The organism is Wolbachia endosymbiont (group B) of Longitarsus flavicornis (genome assembly GCF_964028135.1).
GTDB lineage: Bacteria > Pseudomonadota > Alphaproteobacteria > Rickettsiales > Anaplasmataceae > Wolbachia.
Genome location: NZ_OZ034758.1, coordinates 1096350 through 1112517 on the forward strand (window position 1 = coordinate 1096350; position 16168 = coordinate 1112517).

9 protein-coding genes and 1 pseudogene are annotated in these 16168 nt (G+C 35.2%); 7 read left to right on the top strand and 3 right to left on the bottom strand.

Features of this window, described 5'->3' with window-relative positions:
- The first annotated feature begins 39 nt into the window (after window positions 1–39).
- The 6 genes and pseudogenes from ABWU45_RS05075 to ABWU45_RS05100 all read left to right on the top strand — a co-directional run bounded on the left by ABWU45_RS05075 (window position 40) and on the right by ABWU45_RS05100 (window position 6510).
- Entirely contained in the window at window positions 40–1317 is a 1278-nt protein-coding gene (locus ABWU45_RS05075; RefSeq protein ID WP_353277926.1) for an IS4 family transposase, read from the top strand.
- A gap of 307 nt (window positions 1318–1624) precedes the next feature.
- Window positions 1625–2902, top strand: a complete 1278-nt coding sequence (locus tag ABWU45_RS05080) for an IS4 family transposase (protein ID WP_353278057.1) — start codon at window positions 1625–1627, stop codon at window positions 2900–2902.
- Window positions 2903–3089: 187 nt separating this feature from the next.
- A complete protein-coding gene (locus ABWU45_RS05085) occupies window positions 3090–3830 on the top strand; it encodes a reverse transcriptase domain-containing protein (protein ID WP_353278059.1) in 741 nt (246 codons plus the stop codon).
- A 53-nt stretch (window positions 3831–3883) separates the two neighbouring features.
- A complete protein-coding gene (locus tag ABWU45_RS05090; protein WP_353278061.1) occupies window positions 3884–4618 on the top strand; it encodes a group II intron maturase-specific domain-containing protein in 735 nt (244 codons plus the stop codon).
- The gene (locus ABWU45_RS05095) at window positions 4615–5370 is read left to right on the top strand and encodes an Rpn family recombination-promoting nuclease/putative transposase (RefSeq protein WP_353278062.1); all 756 of its coding nucleotides are present in this window, start codon (window positions 4615–4617) and stop codon (window positions 5368–5370) included. The genes ABWU45_RS05090 and ABWU45_RS05095 overlap by 4 nt, the downstream gene beginning before the upstream one ends.
- A gap of 279 nt (window positions 5371–5649) precedes the next feature.
- Window positions 5650–6510: pseudogene (locus ABWU45_RS05100) on the top strand (IS630 family transposase).
- A 155-nt stretch (window positions 6511–6665) separates the two neighbouring features.
- Here the strand turns inward: ABWU45_RS05100 and fumC are convergent.
- From fumC to ABWU45_RS05115, 3 genes are all read right to left on the bottom strand, one after another.
- Window positions 6666–8054 carry a class II fumarate hydratase gene (fumC, locus tag ABWU45_RS05105; protein WP_264683365.1) on the bottom strand — a complete coding sequence of 463 codons (1389 nt, stop codon included), beginning with the start codon at window positions 8052–8054 and terminating at the stop codon, window positions 6666–6668.
- Between the two features lie 188 nt (window positions 8055–8242).
- The gene (locus ABWU45_RS05110) at window positions 8243–9649 is read right to left on the bottom strand and encodes an ankyrin repeat domain-containing protein (protein WP_353278063.1); all 1407 of its coding nucleotides are present in this window, start codon (window positions 9647–9649) and stop codon (window positions 8243–8245) included.
- A 214-nt stretch (window positions 9650–9863) separates the two neighbouring features.
- On the bottom strand, window positions 9864–12782 hold the full coding sequence (locus ABWU45_RS05115; RefSeq protein ID WP_353279090.1) for a PD-(D/E)XK nuclease family protein: 2919 nt from the start codon (window positions 12780–12782) through the stop codon (window positions 9864–9866).
- Between the two features lie 108 nt (window positions 12783–12890).
- On the opposite strand from ABWU45_RS05115, the gene ABWU45_RS05120 reads away from it, so the two are divergent.
- Window positions 12891–15977, top strand: a complete 3087-nt coding sequence (locus ABWU45_RS05120) for a phosphoribosylformylglycinamidine synthase subunit PurL (RefSeq protein ID WP_353278065.1) — start codon at window positions 12891–12893, stop codon at window positions 15975–15977.
- Window positions 15978–16168: the final 191 nt, after the last annotated feature.

Below are 16168 nucleotides of genomic sequence, written 5' to 3' on the forward strand. Positions count from 1 at the left end.
TTAAAAGAAGTAATGACATGAGTAAAAAAAAGAATAATCATGTTTATAAAAAATAAATTGATGAGTTTAAACTTTATAAACGCACACAGAGCATCCTCAAAAGACTTCTCACGAAAAAGAAAGCTGCCCTTCGTTAATGTATTTCTCCTGATTTTTAGAAAGAGTGTAAAGTCATTACAAGTGATGCTTAATGAGTTTGTTCTGCATACAAGAAAAGATTATACAATTACGGCAAGTGCATTTACTCAAGCAAGAAAGAAGCTAAAACATACTGCGTTTTCAGAGTTAAATGATGATATAGTTTCCCTATACTACCAAGATCAGGAATTTAAAACCCACCATGGCTTCAGAGTACTTGCATTTGATGCTTCAATACTGATTCTGCCAAAGAGCGACAAAATAATAGGTGAGTTTAGCTCAAGAGCAGTATGGAATGGAATCCAGAGATTTGAAGACTATACAAGTGCAACCTTTGAAGTTTGCTACGATATGCTAAATAATATTGCAATAAAATCTGTGCTAAGTAGAGGTGACAGCTATGAGGTTGATTTAGCAATCGGTATGCTTGAATCCATAAAATCAGACGATTTGTTAATCTGTGATAGAGGATACGTATCTTATCGATTTCTTGCTGAGCTTACAGGAAGGAAAATCAATTATATAATTCGCTGTTCAAGTTCGTCTTTCAATGAAATAAACGCTATGTTTAAGCCGGAAAGCCCATCTAGTACGGTGGTAGTGTCTACCGCACCTATTAAAGTAGCAAGACAGCTACGAAAGCTAGGATTACCTGATGAGATGAAATTCAGGTTAGTCAAAATAATACTTTCTTCTGGCGAAGTTGAAGTGTTAGTAACATCTCTGTTAGATGAGAAACGTTTTACAGTTGAAGAGTTTGAGAGATTATATTACTTGCGCTGGGGAGTAGAAACATTTTTTTCTAGGCTGAAGGGAAGATTAAATTTAGAGAATTTCACAGGAAAAAGTATTGAAACTATCAAGCAGGATTTTTGGTCAACTATCTTCATCAGTAATCTAGAAAGTATCATGATAGAAGATGATGAAGAGACATTGAGCTCACAGAATAGTAAACTAAAAAAAAGCATCAATAAATCTGTCTCATTTAATGCGATTAAAAACTTAGCCTTTGATATTTTTTCTACAGAGTCAGACATAGACTGCATTATGGATCGACTATCACAGTTATTTTTGATGAACACTTTAGTGGTGAGAAAAGGGAGAAGAGTTGATCGTCATAAGATATCTGATATTCGTTCACTCAACTACCAGAAAAGAGCTAGAAAACATGTGTTTTAAATTCAAGATATCTTTTCAGTATCATTGCATTAGTACATTCTTTGCAAAATAACCTGCAATTATTACTTTTTTAAATAACTTGCACTTTTCAGACTCCCTTTTCTTAAAAATTCACCCTAGTATTTACCATAATTATCAATCACTTCAAATTTTTTGTCCAATCTTAACTTCTCTTTCCCTTAACTTAATGGCAGTGATGAAAGCCCCACTGCCATTAAGTTAAGGAAAAGTGATGAACTGTATTATAAAATCAGGTAAGATTCACAAATTAAAAGAAGTAATGACATGAGTAAAAAAAAGAATAATCATGTTTATAAAAAATAAATTGATGAGTTTAAACTTTATAAACGCACACAGAGCATCCTCAAAAGACTTCTCACGAAAAAGAAAGCTGCCCTTCGTTAATGTATTTCTCCTGATTTTTAGAAAGAGTGTAAAGTCATTACAAGTGATGCTTAATGAGTTTGTTCTGCATACAAGAAAAGATTATACAATTACGGCAAGTGCATTTACTCAAGCAAGAAAGAAGCTAAAACATACTGCGTTTTCAGAGTTAAATGATGATATAGTTTCCCTATACTACCAAGATCAGGAATTTAAAACCCACCATGGCTTCAGAGTACTTGCATTTGATGCTTCAATACTGATTCTGCCAAAGAGCGACAAAATAATAGGTGAGTTTAGCTCAAGAGCAGTATGGAATGGAATCCAGAGATTTGAAGACTATACAAGTGCAACCTTTGAAGTTTGTTACGATGTGCTAAATAATATTGCAATAAAATCTGTGCTAAGTAGAGGTGACAGCTATGAGGTTGATTTAGCAATCGGTATGCTTGAATCCATAAAATCAGACGATTTGTTAATCTGTGATAGAGGATACGTATCTTATCGATTTCTTGCTGAGCTTACAGGAAGGAAAATCAATTATATAATTCGCTGTTCAAGTTCGTCTTTCAATGAAATAAACGCTATGTTTAAGCCGGAAAGCCCATCTAGTACGGTGGTAGTGTCTACCGCACCTATTAAAGTAGCAAGACAGCTACGAAAGCTAGGATTACCTGATGAGATGAAATTCAGGTTAGTCAAAATAATACTTTCTTCTGGCGAAGTTGAAGTGTTAGTAACATCTCTGTTAGATGAGAAACGTTTTACAGTTGAAGAGTTTGAGAGATTATATTACTTGCGCTGGGGAGTAGAAACATTTTTTTCTAGGCTGAAGGGAAGATTAAATTTAGAGAATTTCACAGGAAAAAGTATTGAAACTATCAAGCAGGATTTTTGGTCAACTATCTTCATCAGTAATCTAGAAAGTATCATGATAGAAGATGATGAAGAGACATTGAGCTCACAGAATAGTAAACTAAAAAAAAGCATCAATAAATCTGTCTCATTTAATGCGATTAAAAACTTAGCCTTTGATATTTTTTCTACAGAGTCAGACATAGACTGCATTATGGATCAACTATCACAGTTATTTTTGATGAACACTTTAGTGGTGAGAAAAGGGAGAAGAGTTGATCGTCATAAGATATCTGATATTCGTTCACTCAACTACCAGAAAAGAGCTAGAAAACATGTGTTTTAAATTCAAGATATCTTTTCAGTATCATTGCATTAGTACATTCTTTGCAAAATAACCTGCAATTATTACTTTTTTAAATAACTTGCACTTTTCAGACTCCCTTTTCTTAAAAATTCACCCTAGTATTTACCATAATTATCAATCACTTCAAATTTTTTGTCCAATCTTAACTTCTCTTTCCCTTAACTTAATGGCAGTGATGAAAGCCCCCATTCAGCAAGCAGATGGCAGTAGGGTAACAAGGGATAAAGGAGTTCCGCAAGGAGGTTCAATAAGCCCAATCATTTCAAGCATATTTATGCACCATGCGTTTGATATGTGGATGAAACAAAATTATCCAACAGTACCATTTGAAAGATATGTAGATGATGCGATAGTGCACTGCAGAACTAAAAGACAGGCAGGATTTATGAAAGTAATGATTGAAGAAAGATTGGCTAAGTGTAAATTGAAGTTACATCCTGAAAAGACACAGATTGTGTACAGTAAGGATGATGATAGAAAAGAACAATTTCCTAAACAAAGCTTTGATTTTCTAGGTTATACTTTTAGACCTAGAGTAGCAAAGAATAAGATGAGGAATTATTTCATCTCATTTCTACCTGCAATTAGTAACAAAGCCAAGAAGAAGATCAAGAAAACCATAAAGTCATGGAGAATACATCGGATTACATGGACCACACTAGAGGAAATATCGAAGAAAATAGATCCAATAGTCAGAGGCTGGTTTCAGTACTATGGCAGGTTTTATAAATCAGAGATGTATCCATCTCTCAGAAATATAGAGAGATACCTCATAAGATGGGTCAGGACAAAATATAAGAAACTTCGTGATCACGGAAGACTAGCAAAGCAATTTCTAGGAAAAGTGAGAAAGAGGTCTCCAAGTATTTTCTATCATTGGACACTTGGGTTAGGATCAAAAGGCTAAATAATGGGAGCTGTATAAGTCGAGAGGTTTCCGTGCAGTTCTGCGAGAGACTGGTGGGGAAGCTCCGCCGGTCTACTCTCCTTATTATTTCAGGTTTTACACATGAACTACTGGAAAATGAAGTTAAGCCATTAGTATCATCTTTCCTTCATGAGAGAGGTCTAGCTCTGTCAGAAGAGAAGACAAAGATTACATTTATTACAACAGGGTTTGACTTTCTTGGTTGTAATGTACGTAGATATAATAAGAAGTTAATTATTAAACCTTCGAAAGAAAGTATTAAAAAACTTCTTAATCAAGCACGTACATTGATAAAAGCAAATATAGCGAACACTCAGGCTATAGTAATTAAGTCACTCAACTCTCTACTGAGAGGATGGGGAAATTACTATCACCATGTGTGTGCTAAAAAAGCGTTTAGAAAAATCGACAATGAAATTTGGCATAGTTTATGGAAATGGGCAAAGAAAAGACATCCTCGTAAAGGATTACGTTGGATAAAGAATCGTTACTTCAAAGTAATGGGTCAACGACAATGGGTTTTTGCTGCACCCATATGCAAGAACAAACCAAAAGAGATACGGTATTTAAGACTGCTAAAGCTGATTGATATACCTATCAGACGACATGTTAAAATCAGAGCGGATGCAAATCCCCTTGACTTAAAATGGAAAAAGTATTTTGATGAGAGAGTAAAACGAACAAGAATGTTAGCAAGCTCCTTTTCAAGAGAAGGTTCTCTACTGTTAGTGTCACCACTAAAGTTGATGTATTCTGAGGATTTATGAAAGACAAGCCGGTTCGAGAAAAGAAGAACTTAGATAAGGGACTCAAGCGTAGTGTGGGGAAACCTGCATGCTGCGTTTCTAAGGGAGGGAGTAGTAGTAATATTGCTTCCTTACCTGACCAAGTTGCAAAAACTAAAGGATTTGAAAAACGCGCTCAATACTACGCTGCTAAAGCGTATTCAAGGCAAGCTGATAAAGGTGATCAATATCATGATCTCAAAGAAATTATCTTCATTGCTATAGCAGATTGTATTCTGTTTCCAAATAAGTCTGAGTATAAATCAAAGCATACTATTAGAGATGAACAGACTAATGAACACGATTTAAAAGATTTTTATTTTACATTTATTGAACTGCCAAAATTTCCAAAAAATAAGGAAGATCAACTTTCAAATATAGTCGAGAAATGGGTCTACTTCTTTAAATATGCAGATGAGACTAGTGAAGAAGAGCTAGAAAAAATAATAGGAAGTGATGTAATAATCAAAAAAGCATATGAAGAGCTAAACCAATTTAACTGGTCAGAGAAAGAATTTATAGCCTATGAGCAAGAAATAAAGCGTATTCGTGATGAAAAAGCCGTCCTCGCTCAAAAACTTGATGACGCTAAAGAAGAAGGTAGAGAGGAAGGTAAAAAGACAAGAGAGATTGAAATAGCAAAAAATCTACTTAAAGCTGGCGTAACTGTTAACCTAATCGCTGAATCCACTGGTCTTGCAGTTGACGATATTGAAAAGCTAATACTAAATTGAACTTTCAGAAAAATTCATGTAAACATAAAATTATGCTTTACATAGTATTAATCTATATTAAACTTACCATATAGAAATAGATTGGAATCGCTAATTTGGGAAAGAACTCTGTGTAAAGGATAACTTTTTATCCTTTACACAACTTAAATTTTATAGTAATCATTTCTTCCAAATCTCGATAGCTCAAAGAGAATCGACATTTCATGTATACAGATATAGTCCTTCTCATAATAGTAGAAACATGATAAAATAGAGACTTAGGGTAATAAGAAGGTAAAAGTGCCAGCAGCATACAGTTATGACTTAAGGAAAAAAGCCATGCAGGCGTTAGATGAAGGAGAGAGTAAAACAGCAGTAGCAAAGAGGTTCAAAATCGGTAGAGTAACATTATACAAATGGGAGAAAAGGCGGAAAGAAACAGGAATCGAAGAAACTGGGGAATAGAGGCTATAATCATAAAATCACTGATTGGAATTCATTTGCAGAATTTATAAAAAAATACGGCGGTAAAACACAATCAGAGGTGGCCAAACTCTGGGGAAATATAAGTCGTCAAACGATTCATAGAGCTCTAAAAAAAATTGGATTTACACGCAAAAAAAGACTTATGGATATAAAGAAAGAAACGAAGAAAAACGAGCTCAATTTTTGAAAATCATATCGGCAAAGTCCCATAAAAATTTGGTATATATTGATGAATCCGGTATAGACAATACAGAAGATTACCTATATGGATATTGCAGAAAAGGAGAATGCACTAAAATCAGGTAAGAAAACTCAGAGAGTTAGCATGATTGCAGCTTTAAATAAGGGAAAAATCGTTGCACCTATGACCTTCGAAGGCTATTGTGATACAGAGGTTTTTAATGGCTGGTTTGAGCAATTTCTTGTACCAATTTTACATCCTGGACAAACGGTGATTTTGGATAATGCAACTTTTCATAAGTCTAAAAAGACTGTTGAATTTGCCAAAAGTGTTGGTGTAGATATTCTGTATCTACCGCCATATTCTCCAGATTTCAATAAAATTGAGCACCATTGGTTTCCTATAAAAACAGAATCAGGAAAAACATTCCTCTTTTTAAATCTTTTCGCCAGGCTGTCGACTCTGCTTTCCTTCATTTGTTCCCACTATTATGAAAAGGGCTATAACATCCGCTGAAAAGCTAAATCCTTTGAAATATGGCAACAATTTTTGATTGATACGAAACATCTTTGCTTTTTCTTTAGACAATTATATCATTCTTCTTTCTACTTCCCTACAAATGCGACAGAACCCTAAAAAAGGTGGTAGTTTAACCTACCATCTCCTCTGGTTTCACTATCCTTTCAAACTCCTCCTCAGTGAGCAGTTGAAGTTTTGCTGCTGCTTCTTTTAGAGTGATATTTTCTTTATAAGCAAGCTTCGCTATTTTTGCTGCATTGTCATATCCTATATGCGTATTTAATATAGTAACTAGCATTAACGACTGATTTAGTAAATCCTTTATTCTTTCTTCGTTTGCTTTAATATCAACTACGCATTTCTCTGCAAAATTTAAACTTGCATCAGCTAAAAGTCTTATAGACTGCAAAACATTGTAAATTATCACCGGCTTAAACACGTTCAATTCAAAGTGACCATTTGAGCCACCAATTGTCACGGCAACATGATTTCCCATAACTTGAGCACATACCATAGTCACCGCTTCGCATTGAGTTGGATTCACCTTACCCGGCATGATTGAAGAGCCAGGCTCATTTTCTGGTAACATTATTTCTCCAATTCCGCATCTTGGACCAGAACCAAGTAGCCTTATATCATTTGCAATTTTCATCAAGCTTACTGCTACTGTATTGAGTGCTCCACTGAGCTCAACTAAAGCATCATTTGCTGCTAGTGCTTCAAACTTATTTTTTGCTGAAATAAATGGAAAATTAGTGATTTTTGCCACTTCTTTAGCAAAATCCTCAGCAAAACCCTTTTTAGTATTGATTCCCGTGCCAACCGCGGTGCCACCTTGTGCAAGTTCATATACATTGATCAGAGTTGACTTTACTCTCTCTATTCCCTTTTTAATCTGAACTGCATAGCCAGAAAATTCCTGCCCAAGTGTTAGAGGAGTTGCATCTTGCAGATGAGTACGCCCTACTTTTATTATATCTTTAAATTCATGAACCTTATTATTTAGCGCTTTATATAATTCTTCAAGATTGGGAATAAGCAAGCGGTTTATTTGCTCTGCTACTGCTATATGCATTGCTGTTGGAAAAGTGTCATTTGATGACTGACCACAGTTTACATGATCATTTGGATGCACTGGAGACTTACTACCTAAATCACCGCCCAAAATTTCTATTGCACGATTGCTGATCACTTCATTCATATTCATGTTAGTCTGAGTTCCAGACCCGGTTTGCCAAACAACAAGTGGAAATTGATTATTAAATTTACCGTCTATTATTTCCTTTGCAGCTGAGCAGATTGCATCCCCTACTCTATTATCTATGCTACCCTGCTTCATGTTAACACGTGCTGCTGCAAGTTTTACTATTGCTAGCGCTTTAATCAGAAACTCTGGCATTTTCTCTGTACCAATTTTGAAATTTTCCAAAGAACGCTGAGTCTGCGCTCCCCAGTAATGTTCACTTGGTACTTTTACTTCTCCTAAGCTATCTGATTCTATTCTAACTTTTTTATCCATATTTCCTCATTCTAGTGCTTGACACTACATATATGAATTAATTAAATCAAATTGTATTTCAGTGTCAAGTTGAGACATTTTTAGTGAAGACCTTAGAAAATTTTCAAGCCATATCTTTTGCTTCTATTATTTTTTTATTGTTATTAAGGCAATCATGCAACCTTAAGCAATAAACCTACTTTCACTCTCTATAAGGCTATTCTACTTAGAGCTTGAATAGTGAAAACATCTTTAAGCGCAGAAGCTATACCTTTGTTTGCTTTCTCTTTTTTTACTTCTACAATCATATAACCCAACATTGCACCTAACGCTAGACTAACGGTCGCTGATGCTGCACAAACTGTAATCACTGCTCCCGCAGAACATGATATTGTCATACCTGCAACATAACCTACTATACCACTAACACCAATGCAGACGTATTTCTTCCGTAGCTCTTTTTGTATATGACTTTTCAGATATTCTTTTACATCTAAATGCCCGTTTCTAGTAGCATAATTCAGAGCAGTGTTTTCATAGCCATCTTTCACATTAACATTTGCTTTTGCTGTTTCTATCAGGTACTTTACTACCTCTAAATAGCCACTTCCAGCAGCCCACATTAGAGCAGTTCTTCCATAGTGATCTGTTGAATTAATATCTTCTTTCTGTTTTTCTATCAGGTATCTTACTGTTTCTAATTGACCATTTTTGGCAGCTGAAAATAATCCTGCATGATTGTTAATCATTTGTGCAAATGATAATGTTTTTAGTTTAGGGGGTTGTAACTCTTGAGTATTAAAGTTTAATTGTGCTGGAACAATTTCTACTTCAAGCTCTACATGTTCTCTTGTGAAACGATCAAGTAGCCTTTTTACCTGATCAATTGTTTGAATTCTTACCTTATAATACCGCGATAAAGAATTGATTATTTCCCTGTTGTTAAGAAAAAATATCACTAATTCTATTTTACCTGTTAAATCTTTAGCATAGATTGAGTATTCTATATTTAATCTATCTTGTGAAATATTTCGTATTGTCTCACTCTCTGTCCAAATTCTTACCTGTTCATTAATTCTCTTACTTACAAGAAAATTATATAATTCACTATCTTCTTCCTTCATTTTATTGAGCTCATCCTTACAGTCATACCAATAAGATGATAACTCTGGTATACAAGTAGGAATAGGTAAGCGAGGTATTGACATATCAAGATTAGCTATTAAATGATATCTAGTTAGAAGCTTTGCTATCTCCGTATGGCCATTTACAATAGCATATGTTAGGGCAGAGAATTGACCTTTACGTTTCACATTTAAATCAGCTCCATTTGCTATTAGAAGTTGTACTACCTCAAGATGACCATGGGCAGCAGCATGAATTAGAGCAGTTATGTTTCCCGGAGATTCTGCATTAACATTTGCTCCCTCTTCTATCAAGTATTGTAATATCTCTAGTTGACCATTGTCAGCAGCCCATATTAAAGCAGTTCTCCCATAATCATCATCTATTGTATTAATAATTGCTCCACCCTGTATAGCTTGCTGAACAAAATCTAGCTGTCCTTTTTTAGCAGCATCAATTAGCTGCGCATTTAGCTGTTTTTGTGATGGCATATACCCCTCTAAAATAAATATACAATTTAAAGCTATTTTAGCCACTATTCAAGTTTTAATGGCTAAAATTGATTGAATCACTTTTTAGTGTTTTTTTATGGTTGTTTGAGTCTAGCAAAGATGAGTCTATATCACAATCTAGTAATTCTCCTACTGCACTTAGTAAACCAGCTGTACAACCAGCTATTTTGATCTGGATGAGAGGAGATATAATTTATAACCACTCCCCTATCCTTTCTAGTTGTTTGTAGATGTTAAATCTCAGGAATTTATCAAAATAAGGAGAGGCAATGAAGGGAGTAGTATCTCTTAAATAATTAGATAAGAAATCTGGTAGAATATTCTGAAATTCATGCATTTTTTGTCTATAATCTTTCAAAGCAATAACCTTTATTTTATCATAATCAAGTTTCCAATAAGCAAGCTCCGAGACTTCTTTTTTTGTTGTGTATTCCACTGCTAAAGCTTGTAAAATTAATTGCGGGAAAAATCCTGACATAACTTCCTCATTGGAAGGTGGTGAACCAAGTTTATAGTCTATAATTGCTACTTGCCCACCTGGTAGATACTCAACTCTATCACATCTTGCTGTCAATAAAATTTCTTCTGTCATTCGAGTATCTGACCAGCTCTTATTACACAATTGTCTGGTGTGTTCATTTGCAATCAAATTTTCTGGATCCAAGTAGTCAAGCACTGGGATGACACCCTTATTCTTAGTGGAAGTTGTACAGCATCCGCGCAGTTGTGTGTCACGCGCTGGAATATGAAATATCGGATAGGAAAAGCTCTTCTCCAACTCAACTTGATTGTTTCCAGTCCTATCAAACTCAACAAAAGATTGAATTATCCTCTGCAACCTTACCCACCACATATTTGAAAAGTGGAATCGATTAGACGAGAATATTTCTCGTGCAATATTCATCAGCGACTTTTCGTTGCGTAAATATCTTGCAAGAATATTGTGTACCATAGTGCCAAACTCCAATATCGATGGCTTAAAATTTAAGTCTTTCAACTGTCTAAGGTTCAGTATGTATTCAACATAAAATGAATAAGGGTTACGAATCAGTTTTTCTACCGCACTGCAAGACATCACTTGCATTTTTTCTTCTCTGACTTTGGCTTGAGGTTTTGGCATAGGCTGAGTACATGGAACAATGCACTTAGGTGTATTTAATATTCTTAGCCAATTGCGATAAGGATATTTTGGTTCTTGTAACAGAACTTCCAAACGGCGCAATAGAATTGATTTTCTATCACTCACTAGCCTCGTAATATAAACCTTGCCGGCACCAAATAAATTGCGCAAAGTATACAAAAAGTACCCTTGCTCTTCTTGCACAGAAGGAAGGTTAAATTTTTCTCTATTCAGTGCACTCAAAAACGGATTCTGAAAATTTGGTATATCATTAAATCCAGCAAGTATTACAACTTTATTTTGATATAAGCTAAATTTATCAAAGTTATTTTCTGGAGAAAAAAACTTCCTTTTTAAAAATAATATCAGGATTTGACTATATAACTCTAAGGAACACTCAATTGCTATACCGTCACATGCATTTAAGAAATCACGAGTAAAATTACCTATTTCACCATTTAGCTCTAGAAAATTCACATTAGAAAGCACATTAACACACTGTAAATGAGCTGCTGCTATATCAGAAATAGGATAATTTATAAGATTAAGTAAAAGATTAAATATAGTTTCTAATCTACTGATAATAATTAATATATCTTCTTTATATCTTAGCTTTTTACAAGTACTAATAGCGTTGATAATATCCTTAAGACCATTTATATCAAAGCTACGCAATACTTCTATCTCAAACTCAGATAAAATACGAGTGTACTCTTCTTGAGCGTAACCAAAAGTCACTAGCCTATGTTTAAGAAGAGAAAGCAATGCCACACCGTTCCATTTTGAGTTCAAAATCTCAATACTATAAAGCAGAAGCGTCACATAAGAATAGTTTTTCGATATGGGGCACACCATACGAACTGCAAGTAATTTATCAAAAACAAACAAAGAAACGTTTTCATAACCTTCATTCTCCATAATTAGTGACGTCACCTGTGCTTCTTCCTCTCTGGAATCACAAGTGATGACTTCAATATTGCCAATATATCCATTACTAACTTTACTTAGATCGGCAGTTGTATCAAAGACATAATCTAGTTCAGGACTGCCTGTCATCCCAGCCCTCTGATTTTTAGTGTACGAACATTGTAATTTGCAGGTAATTTGAGTAGTAGATGATGTCATTCCAGTGCTTGACACTGGAATCCAGTTTCTATTGTACAGCCACCTGGTGCACTCATTTAAAGTTAAGTTTTCTGGATCCGAGTGTCTGGACACTGGAATGAAATCAGAACACGCTTCTGGCAGAAAACTTACATCCTCTCTGCCTATACTTAAATAATCGAGCAGATCTTTCAGGCAATATTGATAATGTTTTTTATCAAGTGATTGCCAATCTTTCTCTTTAATTTTCAAATTCAGATTAGGTAAAATTATCTTTCCAAATGGCAGGTCGTATACAGCTTTAATCAACAACTTATAAATCTCCTCCTTTCCAATTCCAATAAAGATCAGCATATGATCTTTATTCAGGGAGGCTATCATATTGTTTATGTAGTCACTCTTATGCTTTAGTATATCTACTACTCCTAAATTTTTTAAAGTGTTACTCCAAGTTTTGATAAGTAAGTTTATGAAATTCTCCATTTTCTTTGAATGCTCATCAAGCTGATAACAATCCGCTATTTGGGTATATTGAAGTAATGACGGCAAACTGTAAACTAGATCGATTGGAAAACTATCATTGTGTTTTTTATTCCACTCCAATATAAATTGAATGAGTAGCAGCGTTCTCTTTGTCGGGTTAATAACTTTAACTCTATCAAGATTTAATATTAAATCTTCTTCATCAATGTTTTCTAGTGAAACTATCTCTGGCAAAATTATAGTTCTGTAATTCTTGAATGCACTCAGCAATGCTATCACATCCCTCTTGCAGGGAAGTATGATCTTTATCTCGGGAATTTTTTCTCTTTCATATTCAGAAAATATGTGCTGAACCAGAACATCAAAAAGGGACTCATTCACATTAACAGTAAAAACTCTTCCCACTAACAGTAACAATTAATACAACACTTTTATTGTATAGAAATTATTTAAAATATAAATGTGCTCGCAGTTTCTTATGCTATGATATATTAAAGTCTTTCACAATATTACATGGCAAACATCAGAATAGAAGTTTTTAATAAATGTGAACAAGTTGGCCGTAGAAGGGTAGTTAATGTTTACTTGATTTACATAAGCAAAGAATTACCATCAAAATTACATGAAGAAATTTGTGGGCTATTTTATAATAAAGTCATACAAGACTGCCGTTATTATTCCTACAATGAAAACCTTGAAAAAGTTCAATATAACTTCATAGAATCACAAGCAAAGTGGGGCTTGGAGATAAGCTTTTTACCTGGCATGACCGATAACGTAGGAAACACGGCAAAACAAATTGTTAGAGAATATCTAATGAGCAAAGGCCACATTGATGAAAGTGTTTCTATCAAGGCAAGAAGTTCAAAATTGATTCTAAGTCAAGGAGGTTTTCCAACCGAAGATGACATAAAACAGGAATTCAATCCTATTACTGAATATTGCACACTTGTCTATAAAGAAAACGGCAATTGCCATTGGAAGTATTACAGTAAACCAAATACCCCACCTGGCGTCATTACAGCGCGTGACCAGGAAAAAAAAGAATGGATTCCAGTGTCAAGCACTGGGATGACACCAGGTAATAATGGAGCAAAATCTGTCAAACTCAATGTAAGTGACCAAGAGCTTGAAAAAATCAGCAGAGATGGAATCGATGGTAATGGCACTTTAGGGCTCTCGCTGGCAGCAATGAAAGCTATAAAGGATTACTTTAAAAAACTCGGTAGAAATCCATATGATATTGAACTTGAGTCTCTGGCACAGACTTGGTCTGAACATTGTAAACACAATATTTTTTGCTCCCCTATTGATGAAATAAAAGATGGTCTATATGCTCATTATATTAAGCGTGCAACGCGTGAGATAAATTCTAACATATGCGTGTCAGTTTTCTCCGACAACGCAGGAGGAATAATTTTTGATGACGATTACTTGATTGTAGATAAAGTTGAAACTCACAATAGTCCTTCAGCTCTCGATCCGTTCGGTGGAGCAATGACTGGAGTGCTTGGAGTTAATCGAGATATAGTCGGTTTTGGCAAAGGTGCAGAACCTATCATGAATACTTATTACTTTTGCTTTGCCAAAGAATCAAAAGGCAAACTTTATAGAGATAAAGAGCGTACTGATAAAATCTTACCACCAAAATATATAATGAAAGAAGTGATTCACGGTGTTAATGTTGCTGGTAATTGCTCCGGTATTCCAACGCAACTTGGATCGGTATACTTTGACGATAGATTCTGTGGAAAGCCATTAGTTTTTGTTGGAAGCATCGGAATTATTCCACGGAATATAAATAATGCACCTTCACACATAAAAGAACCCAAAAACGGTGATAAAATCGTAATTATTGGTGGAAGAGTTGGAAGGGACGGAATTCACGGTGCAACTTTTTCTTCAGAGGCATTGTCGGGAAACAGCCCTTCAACAATTGTGCAAATTGGTGATCCTATAACACAAAAAAAATTATCCAACGCCGTCGTAAAAGCAAGAGATCTTGGTCTTTATAATGCAATAACGGATAATGGAGCAGGCGGTCTATCATCGTCCATTGGTGAAATGGGAAAAGACGGATTTGAAGTTGATTTGAGCAAGGTTCTCCTTAAAAACGATGGTATGGCTCCGTGGGAAATATGGATATCAGAATCACAAGAGAGAATGACCTTAGCAGTGCCAGAAGAAAATCTTCCTGCGTTTAAGCAAATCATGAAAACACATGATGTGGAGGTCTGTGTAATTGGAGAATTCAACAAAAGTGGCAAAGCCGTTGTTAAATGTCCCCCAGGGGCAGTAATAATGGACATCGAAACTGAATTTCTGCATGATGGTAATCCTAAAATGCATTTACAGACAAAGCCATGGTCTGGAAAATCTAACCCATACGCTGTCATTCCAGAATTCTCTCCTGTTATCCCAGTGCTTGACACTGGAATCCAGCAGGCTTTGTCTGCAAATAAATCTAAAACTTTATGTAAAAATACGTGCGATGGCAGAGTTGAGCTTGAGATAGATTCCAGTGTCAAGCACTGGAATGACACCTTTGCACTAAAAGAAATGCTAAGCAGACCAAACATACGCAGCAAAGAGTTTATAGTGGTGCAATATGACCATGAGGTTCAAGGATCGTCAATACTGAAACCACTGCAAGGCAAGGGAAGAGTGTGCAGTGAAGCTGTTGTCTCGAGGCCAGTCCTTTCTTCAAACAAAGGTGTTGTAAAATCGCAGGGATTTGGCTCAAGTTATGGAGAAATTGACACTTATCACATGGCAGCATGTGCGATTGACACTGCAATACGCAACTACGTAGCTGCAGGAGGAAATATAAATCATCTAGCGTTGCTCGACAATTTTTGCTGGTGTGATGCTTATAATCCAGAAAGGCTGTGGCAACTAAAGAGAGCTGCAGAGGCTTGTTACGACTTTGCAACTGCATTTAAAACACCATTTATATCCGGAAAAGATAGTATGTTTAACAACTTTAAGGGATATGATGAAAATGGCGAGAAAGTGATGATATCTGCACCACCTTCACTACTCATTTCAGCAATTGGAGTTATAGACAATATTGAAAATGCGGTATCGCTTGATGTGAAAATGCCAGGGGACTTGATATATGTGCTTGGTACAACCCACGATGAGCTTGGTAGATCTGAATATCAGTTATATAGTGGAATAGATAATAACAACGTGCCAAAAGTTAATGCAAAGAGCGCTAGGAAGTTGTATGAACGTTACAACCAGGCAATAAAAGATGGCATAATTGTCTCTGCAATTGCACCAAACTTAGGCGGCTTAATTATTGCTTTGGCAAAATCGCTAATTGCAGGAGACCTTGGTGCTGAAATTGATCTTTCACTAGTACCAATAGGAAAAACACAAAATACAGACATAATAAACAAGATAATAATGTTTTCTGAATCGCAAAGTAGAATATTAGTAACCATTGCCCCGCAAAATCAGCGGAAGTTTGAAGAATTGTTTAAAGGTATAGTTTTTTCATGTATTGGAAAAGTGACAGAGGAGAAAGCTCTCAATATAAAGGATATTATAAGAATAGATTTGAAAGACTTAGGTACTAGTTTAAATAACTTTTGATTACGCTAGACAAATTTTTCATTATGTGTAATGTCTGATTAAAATAAATGCATATTATTAAATTTGGGTAGGTGATTATGTCCATTTTATCAATACTCTTGCTTATCAGTCTTTCTTTACTTAACACTTCAAATAAATTAATGATATGTGCTGCCTTATTTGTGGGAGCTACTTTAGTTGTAAACTCAATG

Bases quoted from the DNA above. Each gene is read 5' to 3' on its own strand.
- ABWU45_RS05085 (WP_353278059.1), top strand. From the start codon at position 3,090: ATGGCAGTGATGAAAGCCCCCATTCAGCAAGCAGATGGCAGTAGGGTA.
- fumC (WP_264683365.1), bottom strand. From the start codon at position 8,054: ATGGATAAAAAAGTTAGAATAGAATCAGATAGCTTAGGAGAAGTAAAA.
- ABWU45_RS05120 (WP_353278065.1), top strand. From the start codon at position 12,891: ATGGCAAACATCAGAATAGAAGTTTTTAATAAATGTGAACAAGTTGGC.
- ABWU45_RS05110 (WP_353278063.1), bottom strand. From the start codon at position 9,649: ATGCCATCACAAAAACAGCTAAATGCGCAGCTAATTGATGCTGCTAAA.
- ABWU45_RS05075 (WP_353277926.1), top strand. From the start codon at position 40: ATGTTTATAAAAAATAAATTGATGAGTTTAAACTTTATAAACGCACAC.
- ABWU45_RS05080 (WP_353278057.1), top strand. From the start codon at position 1,625: ATGTTTATAAAAAATAAATTGATGAGTTTAAACTTTATAAACGCACAC.
- ABWU45_RS05095 (WP_353278062.1), top strand. From the start codon at position 4,615: ATGAAAGACAAGCCGGTTCGAGAAAAGAAGAACTTAGATAAGGGACTC.